Genomic DNA, 16,166 nt, shown 5'->3' with positions numbered 1-16,166 from the left:
CCCCCCCCCCCCAAACCCCAATACCGGAAAAAGCGAGTAGCGAGAGCCGGAAGAAGCTCCCCAGATAAATAAAAGCGGGAGGGCTGGAAATTTGGAGCGTCTGAGTGTTGACGAGTGGAGACTGTAAATATAGAGGAAAGTTGTTGTTGAAGGTTAATGAGTTTTGTTTTAGCCCTGGGCAAGCTATTAAGAATAAGAAAGGTTGGACTTTAAGAAAATGTATAAAGCAAAAAAAAGCAAAGTTTTCACTCTGCTTGTTTGTTATAAATCACACTCAAAAATTCGGCATAGGATTTTTCAAGTCCGATAATATCTCCGCTTTTCAGATTGAGTCCGCCAACACCTGTTTCATCTGATTTTATTTTTGTGGCTGAAATCTGAAAGTACTGATTGGTGCTGTTTTCTTTCGGCTGAAATTTTATGGTTGACCCCAATAGTTTTTTTGTTGAAATGGTATAGACTTCTCCTGGAATGACCTTTAACTTTAAAAATGATCTGGAAGAAACAATATAGTCTTCACGATTGATGCTTATTTTCTGGTCTTTTTCTGCAGAGGCAAACAAATAGAGATTTCCGGTCTGATCCATTAATTTTTCTTTCGGAAGATAATACAAAGCCAGCCTATAATTTGCCGGATTGAATTTTTGCAATGAACCATCAACATTTTCAAAAGGTTTTAAGGCGAAGGTATTAGCCCCAATCTCTTTTGCTTTTTTATAAATTAATGAGAAAATTTCGGCATCGTTTTTTGAAAAGCCCTGAATTTCAACTTCACCAAGATATTCTGCATCCTTTTTTTCTTCGTCAATTTTATACAAAAACTTATCTGTGCTTTCGTTGGTTTTTTCAACTTTCGTTAAAAATACATTTTGTGCGAAGATCAACTGAGCTGTACAAATAAAAGCTGCAAATAGTATTTTTCTCATTTTTTTATATATTATGTGTAAGAATATCAATACATTCTTCCAAGCTATTCTCCCAATGTCTGGGTTCGATTTTGTATGCTTCTTCTATTTTATCGAGACACATCGTACTTCTTTTTGGTCTTTTTGCAGGGGTAGGATATTGTTCGGTAGTAAGAGCATTCAGCATGATCTGCGATTTTGAAAATTCGGCTATTTTTTGGGCAAATTCAAACCACGTTGTTTCCGGGTAGTTTGAAAAATGAAAAATGCCGTAGCTTTTCTGAGGCGATTCAATAATCTTGATAATAGCTTCTGCAAGATCGTTGGCGTTAGTTGGCTGCCCGAACTGATCTGCTACAATTCCTAATTCTTTTTTTTGGGTAAAGAGATTCATCATGGTTTTTACAAAATTCTTGTTAAATTCTGAATAGAGCCATGATGTTCTGAGAATGATTGCTTTCGGGTTTGCATCTAAAGCAAGTTCCTCTCCTCTTAATTTTGATTTTCCGTAAACGCCTATCGGGTTCGTGAAGTCGTCCTCGGAATAACAAAGATTCGTTTCGCCATCAAAAACATAATCGGTGGATACATGTATAAATAGTGTATTGTATTCTTTACAGGCTTGTGCAAGGTAGCCAACTCCCTCTGCATTTACCGCAAAAGCTTTTTCTTTTTCTTTTTCAGCAAGGTCTACCGCTGTAAAAGCTGATGCATTGATACAGAAATCCGGTTTATTATCATAAAAAAAAGAATTTATCATATCTTCATTGGTAACATCCAATGTTTGAGAATCTGTAAAAATGAACTCATAATCCAGTTCAAAGTCGGGAGCGATCTTTCTGATACAATTTCCCAACTGTCCGTTTCCTCCTACTATCAATATTTTTTTCATTATGAATTTTTTGCGTTCTGTGATCTTAAAAATTTAACTCTTGACTGGAAATCTTTCTGTTCTAAATCTACATAAAATTTATTGAAAGTTTCTTTGATGTCTTCGGGATGCACTTCTGATTTTCTTGTTTTCACATTAAAATAAATTACGGTTACCCATAATACGGCATGAATTGTTTTTTCGTCCGGGCTTTTCATAAGGATTTCAACCTTTGCAGTCCTGTCCAGAACTTCTATGGTTTTACTGCTGATGACAACCGAGGTATTATATCGTACTTCTTTAAGATACGCAATTTCATTCTGAATGGCAATCCATGTACAGCCAGTAAGCTTGGTATATTCTTCATAGGTAAAGCCGTAGAATGTTTCCACATGGTCTTCTCTGGCATTGAACATATACTCCAGATATTTTACATTATTTAAATGACCAATGGGATCACAATCACTAAACCTCACCTTTACCGTGGTTGATACTTCTTTTTCCATGCTGCAAAAATAGAAAAACCACCCCGATGAGAGATGGTTTTTTATAAATGTTTTTAAATATCTTAGAAATTACTGAACACCTAATTCTTTCTTCACGGCAGCAGTAGCGTCCGGACCACCTTTGAATACAAAGGCAGAAGAGTTTGCATCCATGATATAATCATACCCGTTTGCTTTCGCAACTTTGGAAACGGCATCGTTAAGCTTTTTCTCGATTGGCTCGTAAGCTGCGTCCTGCTTAGCAATGAAATCTTTCTGTGCTTTGTCATTCATTTGCTGAATTTCATCGCTTAATTTTTTCATCTCTGCTTCTCTTGCCGTATTTTCTTCAGCTGTCTTTTTAGGAGCTTCTGTCTGATACTGCTGGAATTTAGCCTGTGCTGCATCAGCCTTTTTCTTAATTTCTGCTTGTTTTGTATCTAAGAAGGCTTTAAGATCGGTATCTGCTTTTTTCTTTTCAGGCATTACGTTAAGAACACCTATAACGTCTAAAGTTGCAATTTTTTGAGCTTTTGCCATACCTACCGATACAACCATCATTACCGCTGCAAATAATACACTTAATTTTTTCATAATTGGTAAATAAATAATTTAATTTGTTTTTAGATCTGTAAATTTAATAAAAGTTAAACTTTTATTTTTGGGTTTTAGTTTTTTCTTTTTTATCGCTATCTTTTAATAAAATATCAAGCACTTTATCAGAATAATCGAATCTTTTCTGAAGGAATAGTACATTATTGCTTGTTTTATCAACCACGATGCCTATTCCGTTTTTCTCTGCCATTGTTTTTATGGCTCCCCAAATCTGGTCCTGGAATGGCTGAACAAGATTTGTTCTGAGCTTTTTAATTTCGCCTGTTGCTCCGAAACGTAAGCTTGTAGTGGTTTTGATGTTTTTCTCCAAATCCATTACTTCTTTTTCCCTGAGCTTTAGCTGATCTCCGATTAAAAGTACTTTTTCACTTTCGAAGGCAGATCTTTTACGTTCGTACTCCGACTGCAGGTTCTGAAGTTCCGACTGCCAAGTATCAATCTGAGCGTTGAGCCTGGCTTCTGCTTCTTTATACTGAGGCATTTTATTAAGGATATAATCTGTATCCACAACACCCACTTTCTGTGCATTGCTTAAACCGAAAAGCAAAAATAAGAAGAATGTGAAAACAATTCTAAAATTTTTCATATTGATGAATTATAAAGATTGGTTCATCAGGAAGTGTGTTTTCCATCCGGAAGGTTCTGTTCCTGAAACTGTTTTATCGAATCCGTAGGCGAAGTCGAACCCAATCAAGCCAAAAGCTCCCATATACACTCTCACCCCTACGCCTACTGATCTTTTCAGCTGGAACGGATTGTAGCTTCCCCAAGAATTCCAAACGTTACCTCCTTCAGCAAATGTGAGCGCATAAATTTTAGCAGTCTGATTCAATGAAATCGGGTATCTTAATTCTAACGTAAATCTGTTGTAAATAGTACCTCCACCTGCAGGGGTGATGTCATCGGAAGTTCCTCCATATGTAGAAGCATTTTCGTAACCTCTTAACGGAACCAATTCCCTACCGTCAAAACGACCTCCGAAAAGGCCTGTACCACCAACATAGAATCTTTCAAATGGCGGCGCTCCAAGCTCTTTATTATACCCATCCATAAATCCCATTTCTGCAGAAGACCTCAATACAAGCTTTCCTGCAATTTCATTATAAACATCGGCTTTAAATTTCACTTTAAAGAATTCCATCCATTTATACTTTTCTGTAGGAGACAGGGTAGAGTAATCTTTATTATTAAACAGTGAATATGGCGGCGTAAATTTTACCGAAAGGTCAAGGTTTGATCCTACCGTTGGGAAAATCGGGTCTATCCCGGCAGAGTTTCTGCTCAGCCCTAAGTTAATACTGAAGTTATTGGCCGTACCATAATATTCTGTAGTTCCTCCAAAATCAAAAGGATAGTTATTAAAATCGTATTTCTGGTACTGAAGCCCTGTATACAATGAGAAATAATCATCAGGCCATTTCAGTAATCTGTTTAATCCCACTGAAGCGGAGAAAATATTTAATTTTTGTGCAGCCCCACCAAAAGAATCCGGGTATCTCACCCTTGAGTTATTGAGACTTACAGATAATGCCGTTGGTCTAGTGCCGAATAACCAAGGCTCTGTAAATCCTATGCTGTAGTTTTGGAAGTATTGTCCGGCCTGTGCCTGAAGTGACAAAGTTTGTCCATCACCTTGAGGTACAGGTCTAAAATCTTTAAATTTCAGGAAATTCTTTAAGGAGAAGTTGTTGAATGTCAATCCTAAGGTACCGATAAAGCTGTTACCCCCGTAACCGGCCTGTAGCTGAACCTGAGATGAGCCTTTTTCTACAAGTTTCCAATTGATATCTACAGTATTGTCCTGTTGGTTGGGCTGAATATCCTGCCCTACCTGCTGCGGATCGAAAAACTGCATTCCTGCAAGATCAAAATAGGTTCTTTTGATATCGCTTTTAGCAAAAAGATTTCCCGGTTTGGTTCTTAAAGCTCTTAAGATGACATGATCGTGGGTAGTTGTATTCCCTTCCCAAGTCACTCTGTTCCAAGTTGCTTTTTCGCCTTCGTTGATACGAATTTCAAGGTTGATCTTATCTCCGTCTACTGATTTTTCAACGGGCATTACGTTTGAGAAAAGGTAACCGTTGTTCATGTAAACCGATTTAATATCGGAATCATCTTCTTTACCTCCGTCTTCTCCCACTTTTTTGTTGAATCCTACGGCATCGTAAATATCTCCTTTTTTATATCCTAAGAGTCTTTGCAAATAATCTGTAGAATAAACGGTATTTCCGGTAAATGTAATATCGCCAATATAATATTGCTTACCTTCGTTAAGCTTTACATTGATCTCGTAATTGTTTTTTTTATTTCTCCAGACAGAATCTGAAAGAACTTTTGCATCCCTGTATCCTAAAGAGTTGTAGTAGCTGATAAGGTTCTGCTTATCTTCCTGGTATTTTTCTTCGATGAATTTTGAAGATTTCAGAATACCTCCGATCCCGAATCTTTTCTGTTTTGTTTCTTTAAATGCTTTTTTTCTGAGTTTTCTGTCAGATACAGCAGCATTTCCTTCAAATTCAATATGATCGATTTTAATTCTTTTTCCTTTATCTACATTAATCGTCCAGTCTACCAGATTAGGATCTCCTGCATTTACTTTATCCTGAATGGTAATTTTTGCGTCAGCAAACCCTTTTTTGATATAATCTTTAGGAATATTGGTCTTAAGACTTGAAACCAGGTTCTGAGTAATTTTGGTTCCCGGTTTCAGGTTATTATCTTTAGCCAGCTTTTCGTTTTTGGATTTTCCGATGCCTTTTCCGACAAATTTTACTTCGCCGAGATCTTTAAGATCCTGAAGGTAGAATTTCAGGATGATAGTTTCACCTTCAATGCTCTGAACGTATACTTCAACTTCAGAGAAAGATTGGGTATCCCAGAGTTTTTTTACGGCATTACTTATTTTCTGCCCCGGAATGTCTACCGTTTCACCTTTTGATAATCCTGTAAATCTGAGGATCTGAGCGGGTGTATATTTTTTAACCCCATCTACAACGATGTCTTTCAGTGTGTATGTTCCTGTCTGGCTTCCTGCCTGTACAGAGGTGTTCACCCTTGTGCTGTCCTGTGGAGTTACCTGTCCATAAAAATGTGCAGAAGCAACAAACATAATGATGGGTAATAGTCTAAACTTCATTTTTATCGTAGTCTTTCTTGTCTTAAATTTTACTGGATTTTTATTTGTTCTCCGGTCTTTCCGAACCTTCTTTCTTTGTTTTGATAATCAACAATACATTGAAAGAAGATATCTTTCGTAAAGTCCGGCCACAGAACATCTAAAAACTGCAGTTCTGCATAGGCGATCTGCCAAAGGAGGAAATTACTGATTCTGATTTCGCCACTGGTTCTTATCAAGAGGTCAACAGGCGGAAAATCTTTGGTATAAAGATAGCTTTCAAATAATTTTTCATCAATATCTTCTCCATATATTTTTCCTTCTTTTACATCTTCACTTATGTTTTTCACGGCATTCAGTATTTCGTTTTGTGAGCCATAGCTTATGGCCAGTACCAAATTGCCTTTTGTGTTTTCTTTTGTAAGTTCCACCACGCGATTCAGCTGATCTTTTACGAGTGGAGGCAACTTTTCCAGATTACCGATGACATGCATCCTTAAGCCTTTGCTGAAAATCTCCTCTGCTTCGAGCAATAGGGTCTCCACAAGTAAATTCATCAATGTATTTACTTCTTCTGCGGGGCGGTTCCAGTTTTCCGAAGAAAAGGTATACAGCGTTAAGTACGGAATATGTATTTCATTACATGCATTGATGGCATTTCTTACTGCATTGATGGCATTTCTGTGTCCGAATGTTCTTTCTTCGCCCCGGGATTTTGCCCATCTTCCATTACCATCCATGATGACAGCAACATGCTTTGGTAAATTATCCGGATCTATTTTATCTTTTATCAACGACATATTAATCACAATAACACGGAGGTCTTCCGAAAGAATAAGTTAAGCCTAAACTTACCGTATTCATCCAGTCTTTAGACCTCTGATCTCCAATATTTCTTTGTCCTAAAAAGGCAGCTTCTCTTTCTTTAGACACCACATAATATGCATCTGTCTGAAGAAGGGAACCTCCTGTAACGGGGCTTAAAATATCTCCATTGTAAGTGGAGACCACATCTTTACTGAGGATTTTGCTGTAATCAAGCTGATCCGTAAGTGTATATCTGAATGTTGCTTCAGCAAAAATGGCCCAGTTATAATTAAATTTATATTTTAAGCCTACTCCAAAAGGAATATGCATGGTTGTTTTTGTTCCTGTAGAATACTCGGCTGTTGTTGTAAAATCAAGCTCGTTAATCGGAGCCTGTGCAACACCATCCGCATCTCTTCTGAAGTCGTTAACGAGTGTAGCTTTCGGTGCATCAAACATTAAAGCTCCCACCCCGCCGAAAATATACGGACTTACCATACCTTTCTGTTCGTTGTTTACCGGGAAGAAATTATATTCAAAAACAAGACTTGCTTCATAGACATTGTTTTTCCCGAATGAGTTTCTATTTTGTCTGTATTCTTCTTTAGCAACTTTGTCATTAAACTGAATCTGGTTATATCCAAGATCCAATCTTACCGTCTGATGAGGATTAAAATTAAATCTATATAAAATCCCCCCGTAAAACGGAACTCCCCAATCCGACGCTCTACTTAAATCCAATGGCTTTTGTAAAATATAATTCGTTCTCCCTATATCCCCAACTAGGTTACTCATACCTAGACGAACTCCCAGTTCGTTTCTTTGTGCTTTAACACTTACCACAGTTCCTAGGGCGGCAAGGAAGCTAAACAATAATTTTCTATTCATAAAAGAATATGGATTTATGGTTATTTTAAAATTTAATTTTTGCAAATATAAAACATTTTTATATTAATGATAATCTTAATGTTTAGTTAAAAATAAACAAAAAAACATAATTTGTTATAAAGTAAACGATAAAGTCGACAAAATATTCTTTTTTTATCAGGCGCTCAATTTCCGCTGCATGGTAAACCCTCATTAAATGAGGGCTTAAAAGTATTATTTTTTATTGAATAATTCCCGTACTTTATTTCTAATTCTTATTAACAATGGTGCTTTATAATTTTTATCTTCATCAAAATAGCCATAGCCATAGCTGTAACCGTAGCCGTAGCCGTACCCTTGCTTCGTGTTGTAATCGTTATAAACAAGCCCCAGATTACCTGTTTCACCATTATGATACTTTTCGGTAATGATTTTAAGCATGTATTTTTCGGTATACTCGTGACGGACCACATAAATATTGGTATCAGAATATTTCATCAGCTCGTAAGAATCTGCAACCAAGCCTACCGGCGGCGAATCAATAATAATAAAATCATACATTTTTTTAAGATCCTGGATAAACCTGATATTTTTTTCGCTCATCAGAAGCTCAGAAGGGTTAGGAGGAATTGGCCCTGAAGTCGCTACATCAAGATTAGGGATCTTTGTTTTATTAATAATCTGGCTCATTTCTACCTCCCCGGTAAGATAATTTGAAATTCCGTATTTATTATCAATTCTAAAATCCCCGAAAATTTTCGGTTTTCTGAGATCCATTCCCAGAAGGATTGTTTTTTTGTCACTCAGCCCTAACACGGAAGCAAGATTGATGGAAATATAAGTCTTCCCTTCCCCTCCAATGGATGAAGTTACCAGAATAACCTTGCTTCCGCCGTCGCTTCCGGATAAGAACCGCATATTAGCCCTAATGCCTCTGAACGACTCTGAAACTGAAGATTTGGGCTGTTCAAGAACGGTGAGCATCGTTTCGTTGTCATTGTTTCCAATCACACCTAGAAGAGGAATTCTCGTAGCACTGAGTAATTCTTTAATATTTCTGATTTTGGTATCAAGCGCTACTCCGGCGACAATAAAAAGAAGAGGAAGTATCAAAAGAGCCCCTATAATTCCTGCTTTTACTGCTTTAATATTCGGGCCTATGGGTGATTGCCCTAAGTTCTTCGCAGGGTCTATCACAGTAATATCGGATTGATTTCCGGCTATTTTCAATTGTGTTTCGTTTTGCCTGCTAAGGAGACTGTTATAGGTAGCTTCTATCATATTATATCCTCTTTCAGCATCCAGATATTTCCTTTCTTTTTCCGGATATGCATCAAGATCTGAATTTGTTTCCATTACCTGTCTGTTAATCTTACCTATCTCTTCCAAATAATTTCTGTAATAATTTTTAAGAACTTCATTGGAATTGGTCTGTGCATCTCTGATCAGTTTGCTGATCTCAACCATAGGTTCTGAATTCGGTTTGTAAATAAGTGCCATTTCGCGCCTTTTAAGATATAAATCTTTAAGCTCGGAGACCGTTGCCGAAAAAAAACCATCCTGAAAGCCTGCTGCCGAAGTGCTTATCATTTTATCAAAATTTTGCGAAACGAGGGTACGTCTTATCTGATCAAGGGAACTAATTTTACTTTCGATATCGGCTTTTTTAGACTCGAGTTCTTTAATTTTGTTGAGAGATTTTTCATCTCTGTCTTTAATATCATAGAGTTTTTCAGTGGACTTCATGTAATTAAGGACATAAGCACTAGAATCGAGCTTCTTTCTTATTTTATCAAGATTTTCCTGTAAATATGCATTGGTATTTTTATCTACAATAAGTTTATCAGCCTGGCGTTTTTTCTGAAGCTGGCTTACGGATTTATTGAGGAAGTTAACCGTTCCGTTGAGATTATAGCCTTTTTTAGTAATAATCATTATGGTATTTATTTCTTTATCGAAATCTACAGAAATGGTCGAAATAATATCATTTACGGCTTTATTTACCGTGCTTAAATTCACAATAATATTCTGAAGATCAATTTTAGGCGTAACAGGGTTTTTCAAAAGCCTGAATCGAAGGTTAGGAGCTGTGAACCATTCTCCGATTTCTATAATTCGGTTTTCGGGCCTGTCGTATGGCTTGATGGTGGTAAATCCTTCTGTTTCATAATTGTATAAATTGGCTGAATGACCATCATCCGGCAAAACCACTTCAAACTGATTTTTGCCTTTTGGAATGAGGGTTATGGGATACTCCACCTGTTGAAGGTGTTTCTTATCTACCTCTATCAAAACAGGCACATCATCTTTGTCGAGATAAGTTGACTTGATAACGCCCTTGGTTGAATAATTCACGAAAAGCTCTAATTCTTTTACCAAAAACTCATTATGAGATCTTGAAAGGAGCATTTTTTTAAGGTAAATACCGTCCTGATTCCCACCCTGACCCCAAATAAAATTGATGGACTGGTTTGGAGTAAAATAGCTTGCTGTATTGTTTGAAACACTTAATGACAAATTTGATGCATAAACATTCTGCGCGTAATATTTAGTATAAACCCATGAAATAATGTAGCCAATGATAAACATCATCACAAACCAATACCAGTTTTTCAGAGTTCTGTTAAAAAAATGGGTAATGTCGAACATCGCAAATGAGCCGTATTTTCCTTCCTGAGAAGCATCTTTCTCAATTTTTGTCTCTTTATCGGGAATCATAATATTAAAGATTTTTAAGAAGAAGATAGATAGATAATGCAGTTGTAATTACTGATACTCCTGTAGTTAATGTCTGTATAGGGTCTTTTCCTAAACCGTTCAGGCTTTTAGATCTTGTATTAAGATATATTTCATCACCGTTCTGAACGTAATAATAGGGTGAATTCATAATATCTTCCCTAGTAAGATCAATTTTGGCCACCTTGATTCCTTCGGGCAGCTTTCGGTGGATAACAATATTCTTCTTGTCGATGGTTCTATTAAGCCCGCCATTCATAGCCAGTGCTTCTGTAATATTAAGGGTGTTTTTATGTGCTACTTTCTCTCCTGTGAGCCCCGTTGTCTCGATATCTCCCAGTATATAATAAGTAATCCCGTCGGTGTTAAGCCTTACTTCAGATTTTCCGTCCTGAAAGTTTTCATTAACTTTTGCCTGAATTTCCTGAGACACCTCTTCAATTGTTCTTCCCTCTGCTTTAATATAACCGATACCAAAAACATTGATGTCGCCTTTAGAGTCTACTTTTAAGCCATTAAAATAAAATACAGAATTACCTCCGCCGGCTCTTGAGCTACCTAATGTACCAGATGCACCACCGGAAGTCGCCTGTACAGTATTCGCGCCCGAAGCATTCAGTGCAGAGTAAAACTGTGCGGCATCTCCTTTCGGGGTTGTAACAATATTAAGGTTTAATATATCATTTCTGGTAATTCTGTATATGGGAATATTGTAAGGAATAAGTCCTTCTTCATTAATCACCAGGCTTTCATTGGGCTGCATATAGCGGACATCCTTTGTAGTAATACAGGACACTACTAGAAAAGGCAGCACTAATAGGAATACATACTTATAATTTTTCATCATATTTTTGATATTATAATAGAACAAATTTAATTTTTAGTGTTTTTGATATGTCTCAATGTATAAATAAAATGAGGGATATATGCACCGAAGAAGCCTAAAAACAGTATAATAAAAAGCAGTAAATTGACATTTGTATGTCTTAATAAATAGGCTAAACCGACTATAAAAAGGTAATACAAAATAATATATCCGGAAGATCTTCTGTGTGTAAGATTAAGCTTTAAAAGCTTGTGATGGATATGATTTCTGTCAGCGTCAAAAGGAGATTTTTTGTTGATTAATCTGATGATGATTACATTCAGTGTATCAACAATCGGAAGAATAAGAATAGCCACGGCAACTACCGGTGCAGACTTAAGATGATATCTGGGAATATTGGGAATATTTTTGTCAATAAAAATATCGATAAAAGAGATGGAAGTAAAAGCCAGCAGGAATCCCAAAAGCATTGATCCGGTATCGCCCATAAAAATTTTACTGCTCCTGTAATTGGATAAATTATAATATAAAAAAGCAAGCACGGAACCAATAATAATAACTGACAAAATCACCAATGGATAATTGTATGATCCTAACCTGTAGTAGCTAATTCCAAAAAGGCTGCTGCAAACCAAAGAATACCCTCCTGCAAGGCCGTCAATCCCGTCGATAAGATTAAAGGCATTGATAAGAATAATGAAGGTAATGATGCTGAAAACCACACTTACAAAATAATTGATTTCATAAATGCCGAAAATGCCGAAAAGATTTCTTATCCTGATATCAGAACCGATTACCACAAGACACGATACAACAACCTGCGCCACGAGCTTTTTATAGGCCCTCATCACAACAATATCGTCCATCACCCCTACATAAAGAAGAATAACCAGAGAGGCAAACAGGAATTTATAAAGATCGAAAAGCTCATAGGCAAAAATAGGCGCACAAATTCCTATAGAATAAAATATGGCAATTCCGCCGAGGTTGGCAATCTTACGTAGATGAGAACTTCTTATTCCCGGCTCATCCATCAGATTCTTTTTTCTGGAAATCCTGAGAATGGTAGGAATTGAAAAAAATGTGATTAAAAAAGAGAATAAAAAACCAAGTCCTATTTTAATATAAAATATGGGAAGACCCGATTGAGCTAAAAATAATTCAAAATTTTTCATTTTTTTTCATTTAAAAGTACTGTTCATCTGTGTTGAAACCTTCGGAAACAGTTGTGTAAGCTTTTCCGAAACAGCACTTACATTTGTGTTTTTATATAAATCTTCTTATCAGTTTTTTTTGCCCTGCAAAAAACAAAAGATAGAATATGCTTTTTTTCAATGACAAAGATAATAGATAATTCTTACCAAAACGATTAAATTGCAATAAATTTTTAAGTTTTATATCCCTTTTCTTCATAAAAAATTCAAGCTTTTCACACATTTTGTAAAAAACATCATCATTTTTAACGAAAGCGAGATAAGCAAGAAAAGAATACACCCCTTCGAGAATCTGAAAATTTTTGAGCGTTTGCACTTTATCAGAATATTTTGTTGTTTTAAAATATTCTTCTACATCCTCTACCGCTTTCAGAATATCAAGCCCTTTTTCGGTGTGGGTTTTGCTGATAGAATTGGTTCTTTCAAGATACTGATAATGGTAATTCTGGGTTTGTGCAATGGTGGTACAATCCAATAAAAGTTGTGGAATGAGCTGGATATCTTCGAAATGAATATTCTTTTTAAATCTTTTCTCATTAAGAAGATTTCTTTTAAAAAGTTTATTGCAGGCAAAATAGCTGATATCAGAAAAAACGGAAAAATTATTTTCAAGCTCTATTTTCTCCGGCATATTGGGAATCTGTGTAAGCTTTTGTAGAATCTTTCCCTGCTGATTTACTTTTTGGATGTTACAGATCACCATTTCTGCATGATGCTTTTCCGCAAGCGTTACCATTTCCTCAAACATTTGAGAATTTACGTAATCATCGCTATCTACGAAACCGATATACTCACCGGCAGCATTGTCTATTCCGAAGTTCCGGGCGTCGCTGAGTCCTCCGTTTTTTTTATGGAAAGCTTTTATTTTGTCCGGATATTTTTGCACATAATCCTGAATAATTTCTTCGGAACGGTCTGTACTTCCGTCATTCACCACCAGAATTTCGATATTCTGATGAGTCTGTTTAATTAAAGAATCAAGACATTTGGCAAGATATTTTTCAACATTATAAACCGGAACAATTACAGAAACTTTTGAGGGAACATGTTTCATTATATTAAATTTTCGTCAGTCTTGTGTTTAGCCAGCCTTTTTTAGCCTCATCGAAATCTTTTCGGGAACAGGGAACGCAGTTTTCAACATTTTCATCATCCCCAAAATACCAGAGATTGCTGAAAGTATCCCTTTTGAAAGTATATTTCCGGTCGTCTATAAGAACATAAAATACTTCATAATGCCTTTCTTTAGGATGAGACCGCTGGATGTTGATTCCTTCGATGAGATACCAGATCATTTGTGCAAGAAGCTGGTGGTTGAGCTGATTTTCCGAGTAAATATTATAATTAAAAATTCCTACGGATTTAAGGTTTTCGCTAAGTCCTATTTCTTTCATATATGCACAGATTTCTCTTCTGTTCAGTCCGTTTACCTGCGGATTCATGGAGAAAGGCTCGCTAAAACTTTCAATAGCGTCACAATTTACCGTTACCAAATCAGCTTTTCGGAAAAACGGTTCTGTCTTTTCGGTAGAATTCATCATTTCAGCAAGGCGAATGATATCAAATTCGACTTCCTTTATCAGTCTTACCGAATCAATTTCGTTCAGATGTTTCTGATAGCCAAGGTGGTGATAATTTTTAATTGAAAAATTCTTTGCCCCGAAAATCTTGCTGAGAAAAGTATATTCGTTGATCATTTCACCCTGCTGGAGAGAAATGATATTGCTTATCTGCGTATAATTGATATTCTTTGAATGAAAATTAAGCGCTGAAAAAAGCGAAAAAGAAAAATCATTAGAACCACCGATAATTACCGGAATTGCTCTTTTATAATGACATGCGGAGAGAACTTCCTGTAAAATATAGTGAGAATCCTGAACCGATTTCCCGGAAACAAGATCACCGAGATCTACCATCGGAATTTCAAAATCAAGCTGTGAAAGTTGGTAAAACTCTTTGCGGATGCCTGTAAAATCCTGTACTTCAGCATCTCCATTGGCACCCCTGTAATCCGAAACAAAAAGAAGGACAATGCTGTCTTCTTTGATATCCTTCGTAATTCTGTGCCCGATCTGCCAGCTTTCTGTTTTGAAATTTCTTGGCGAAATAATAAAATCTTCAAAATTCATGATCTCTTTTCAATATATATTGAGATCAAAAATATTAAAATTAAATTATTCCTCAAGCATAAAATAACAGCAGTTGTTTCACTCTATAAAAGTTCAAAAGCCTTTCTATATTTTACTCATAAAATTTTTATAGCTTTTTCTCAAATTCCTAAATTAAAATAAACTTCGTTTATTCTTAAAAATTTAACATTAAAAATTTAAGTAAGTTAAAATGATTATTAAGAAATCAATACATTGATTTTATTAAGTTTTTTAAGCCTACGAAACTTAACTTTCTTAATGGTAAAAATAAATTTCAAATTTAAACAGGCTCTATCTTTGACAATTATCCGAGTAAAAACTAATTATTTTTTGAAATCTCAAAAACAAAAGTGGTAGAAGTCTCAAAAGCTCCTCCCTGCGTTGCTCCGAACAAAAACCGCGGCGTTTCTCCGTCTTTATCCAGCAAAAGCATCGGCCTTTCCAGCCTTCCGAATCTTTTCAGGTATGCAGGAGGATTAGGTTCTTTGATATAATGCTTCATATTAAAATAAGCTACTTCGGGCTTTGTCCAATTGATTCCGTCTTTTGTGGCCAAATGCAACCCCAATTCATGATTAAAAAACCCCATGTCTCTGGCGATCATATGAAATCTGCCTTTCTGTTTCCAGACAAAAGCATCTTCAAGCTGAGCATTGCCGGGCAATGATGAAAAATCGATGACAGGATTTTCAGAAACTTTTTCATAAGGCCCAAATGGTGAATCCGATTTTGCCAGACCGTATTTCCTGTTTCCCCTTACCGTCCCTTTTTGGGTTTCGTATTCAAGTGTGTTCCATGATTTATAGAAAAGCCAGTATTTTCCGTCGTTTCCTTTCACAAAAGCAGGATTCGTAGTACAGTGATCGTCCCAGGAACCTTCTTGTCCGGGAAGTAGCAACGGCTGGTCAGGCCTTGTCCATGGTCCGTCAATACTGTTTGAAGCTGCAAGCCCGATTCTTTTGGTGCTGGTTTTCCCGTTGGAATTTCCCATGAAAAATAATAAATATTGATTCCCGACTTTTTTAATTAAAGGATTATGACAGGTCGTTGCATCCCAAAAGCCTTCCCCTCGCGGGGCCAGAATTACCTGTTTATGTTCGAATGTATCAAATGGAGAATTTGCTTCGGCGCGACAAACTTCAGATCCATTGAGCCATCCGCCCATTCCTTTTTCCTTTTTCCATCGGGAATAAAAAAGGTGAACTTTTCCGTCATCCCCCCAGATCGGCGAACTGCACCAAATGTAGTAGCCTTCTAGAGCGAGTGATCTTCCGATGGGTTTCAACCTGAAATAAGGATTTTCTTCCGAAGATACTAAGCTGGTGAATGATGATCCCAACAATACGGCAGCCATACCCAACGCTGAGGTCTGAAGAAATTCTTTGCGGGTGAAGGGTTTTTCCATTGCATTTATTTTAAAGCTAATTTAATATAAGCTTATCAACTTACTATCCCGCACTTTAGGGCAATTTATCATTTTCAGGAGGGGTATGTGTTTCGGGGCGGCGGCTTCGCCGCCGCCCCAAAACACATACCCCGAAAAAAATCATCAACGAATTGTTGATGATTTTAAAC

The 16,166-nt window shown here is 36.5% G+C and carries 14 protein-coding genes; all 14 read right to left on the bottom strand.

Going from position 1 to position 16,166, the window contains the following annotated elements; all coding sequences use genetic code 11:
* Window positions 1–245 precede the first annotated feature (245 nt).
* Window positions 246–926, bottom strand: a complete 681-nt coding sequence (locus SOP96_RS17500) for a hypothetical protein (RefSeq protein WP_326322182.1) — start codon at window positions 924–926, stop codon at window positions 246–248.
* Between the two features lie 4 nt (window positions 927–930).
* Window positions 931–1,797 (bottom strand): dTDP-4-dehydrorhamnose reductase, encoded by an 867-nt coding sequence (rfbD, locus tag SOP96_RS17495; protein WP_326322181.1) that lies wholly within the window; start codon window positions 1,795–1,797, stop codon window positions 931–933.
* The gene (locus SOP96_RS17490) at window positions 1,797–2,282 is read right to left on the bottom strand and encodes an acyl-CoA thioesterase (RefSeq protein ID WP_326322180.1); all 486 of its coding nucleotides are present in this window, start codon (window positions 2,280–2,282) and stop codon (window positions 1,797–1,799) included. Before SOP96_RS17490 ends, rfbD begins: the two co-directional genes overlap by 1 nt.
* 69 nt (window positions 2,283–2,351) lie before the next feature.
* Window positions 2,352–2,855, bottom strand: a complete 504-nt coding sequence (locus SOP96_RS17485) for an OmpH/Skp family outer membrane protein (RefSeq protein WP_326322179.1) — start codon at window positions 2,853–2,855, stop codon at window positions 2,352–2,354.
* Between the two features lie 61 nt (window positions 2,856–2,916).
* The gene (locus tag SOP96_RS17480; RefSeq protein ID WP_326322178.1) at window positions 2,917–3,462 is read right to left on the bottom strand and encodes an OmpH/Skp family outer membrane protein; all 546 of its coding nucleotides are present in this window, start codon (window positions 3,460–3,462) and stop codon (window positions 2,917–2,919) included.
* Window positions 3,463–3,471: 9 nt separating this feature from the next.
* The gene (bamA, locus tag SOP96_RS17475) at window positions 3,472–6,012 is read right to left on the bottom strand and encodes an outer membrane protein assembly factor BamA (RefSeq protein WP_326322177.1); all 2,541 of its coding nucleotides are present in this window, start codon (window positions 6,010–6,012) and stop codon (window positions 3,472–3,474) included.
* A 29-nt stretch (window positions 6,013–6,041) separates the two neighbouring features.
* Window positions 6,042–6,791, bottom strand: coding sequence for an isoprenyl transferase (locus SOP96_RS17470; protein WP_326322176.1), 750 nt, complete (start codon window positions 6,789–6,791; stop codon window positions 6,042–6,044).
* A 1-nt stretch (window position 6,792) separates the two neighbouring features.
* On the bottom strand, window positions 6,793–7,686 hold the full coding sequence (gene porG / locus SOP96_RS17465; RefSeq protein ID WP_326322175.1) for a type IX secretion system protein PorG: 894 nt from the start codon (window positions 7,684–7,686) through the stop codon (window positions 6,793–6,795).
* Between the two features lie 213 nt (window positions 7,687–7,899).
* Window positions 7,900–10,383, bottom strand: coding sequence for an exopolysaccharide transport family protein (locus SOP96_RS17460; RefSeq protein WP_326322174.1), 2,484 nt, complete (start codon window positions 10,381–10,383; stop codon window positions 7,900–7,902).
* 4 nt (window positions 10,384–10,387) lie between these two features.
* Window positions 10,388–11,248: a polysaccharide biosynthesis/export family protein gene (locus SOP96_RS17455; RefSeq protein WP_326322173.1), complete on the bottom strand. Its 861-nt coding sequence runs from the start codon at window positions 11,246–11,248 to the stop codon at window positions 10,388–10,390.
* A 26-nt stretch (window positions 11,249–11,274) separates the two neighbouring features.
* The gene (locus SOP96_RS17450) at window positions 11,275–12,402 is read right to left on the bottom strand and encodes a glycosyltransferase family 4 protein (protein ID WP_326322172.1); all 1,128 of its coding nucleotides are present in this window, start codon (window positions 12,400–12,402) and stop codon (window positions 11,275–11,277) included.
* A 91-nt stretch (window positions 12,403–12,493) separates the two neighbouring features.
* Window positions 12,494–13,495 (bottom strand): glycosyltransferase family 2 protein, encoded by a 1,002-nt coding sequence (locus SOP96_RS17445; protein WP_326322171.1) that lies wholly within the window; start codon window positions 13,493–13,495, stop codon window positions 12,494–12,496.
* Window positions 13,496–13,499: 4 nt separating this feature from the next.
* On the bottom strand, window positions 13,500–14,570 hold the full coding sequence (locus SOP96_RS17440; protein ID WP_326322170.1) for a formimidoylglutamase: 1,071 nt from the start codon (window positions 14,568–14,570) through the stop codon (window positions 13,500–13,502).
* A 340-nt stretch (window positions 14,571–14,910) separates the two neighbouring features.
* Window positions 14,911–15,996, bottom strand: coding sequence for a glycoside hydrolase family protein (locus SOP96_RS17435; RefSeq protein ID WP_326322169.1), 1,086 nt, complete (start codon window positions 15,994–15,996; stop codon window positions 14,911–14,913).
* Window positions 15,997–16,166 lie beyond the last annotated feature (170 nt).

It is taken from the genome of Chryseobacterium salviniae (assembly GCF_035819015.1).
Taxonomy (GTDB): domain Bacteria; phylum Bacteroidota; class Bacteroidia; order Flavobacteriales; family Weeksellaceae; genus Chryseobacterium; species Chryseobacterium salviniae.
Note: the sequence above shows the minus strand (reverse complement) of the source record. Positions and strands in the feature narration are given on the sequence as shown.

What these genes read in the sequence shown, in the direction of transcription:
- SOP96_RS17500 (WP_326322182.1), bottom strand. Translation starts at nt 926, where the DNA reads ATGAGAAAAATACTATTTGCAGCTTTTATTTGTACAGCTCAGTTGATC.
- rfbD (WP_326322181.1), bottom strand. Translation starts at nt 1,797, where the DNA reads ATGAAAAAAATATTGATAGTAGGAGGAAACGGACAGTTGGGAAATTGT.
- SOP96_RS17490 (WP_326322180.1), bottom strand. Translation starts at nt 2,282, where the DNA reads ATGGAAAAAGAAGTATCAACCACGGTAAAGGTGAGGTTTAGTGATTGT.
- SOP96_RS17485 (WP_326322179.1), bottom strand. Translation starts at nt 2,855, where the DNA reads ATGAAAAAATTAAGTGTATTATTTGCAGCGGTAATGATGGTTGTATCG.
- SOP96_RS17480 (WP_326322178.1), bottom strand. Translation starts at nt 3,462, where the DNA reads ATGAAAAATTTTAGAATTGTTTTCACATTCTTCTTATTTTTGCTTTTC.
- bamA (WP_326322177.1), bottom strand. Translation starts at nt 6,012, where the DNA reads ATGAAGTTTAGACTATTACCCATCATTATGTTTGTTGCTTCTGCACAT.
- SOP96_RS17470 (WP_326322176.1), bottom strand. Translation starts at nt 6,791, where the DNA reads ATGTCGTTGATAAAAGATAAAATAGATCCGGATAATTTACCAAAGCAT.
- porG (WP_326322175.1), bottom strand. Translation starts at nt 7,686, where the DNA reads ATGAATAGAAAATTATTGTTTAGCTTCCTTGCCGCCCTAGGAACTGTG.
- SOP96_RS17460 (WP_326322174.1), bottom strand. Translation starts at nt 10,383, where the DNA reads ATGATTCCCGATAAAGAGACAAAAATTGAGAAAGATGCTTCTCAGGAA.
- SOP96_RS17455 (WP_326322173.1), bottom strand. Translation starts at nt 11,248, where the DNA reads ATGATGAAAAATTATAAGTATGTATTCCTATTAGTGCTGCCTTTTCTA.
- SOP96_RS17450 (WP_326322172.1), bottom strand. Translation starts at nt 12,402, where the DNA reads ATGAAAAATTTTGAATTATTTTTAGCTCAATCGGGTCTTCCCATATTT.
- SOP96_RS17445 (WP_326322171.1), bottom strand. Translation starts at nt 13,495, where the DNA reads ATGAAACATGTTCCCTCAAAAGTTTCTGTAATTGTTCCGGTTTATAAT.
- SOP96_RS17440 (WP_326322170.1), bottom strand. Translation starts at nt 14,570, where the DNA reads ATGAATTTTGAAGATTTTATTATTTCGCCAAGAAATTTCAAAACAGAA.
- SOP96_RS17435 (WP_326322169.1), bottom strand. Translation starts at nt 15,996, where the DNA reads ATGGAAAAACCCTTCACCCGCAAAGAATTTCTTCAGACCTCAGCGTTG.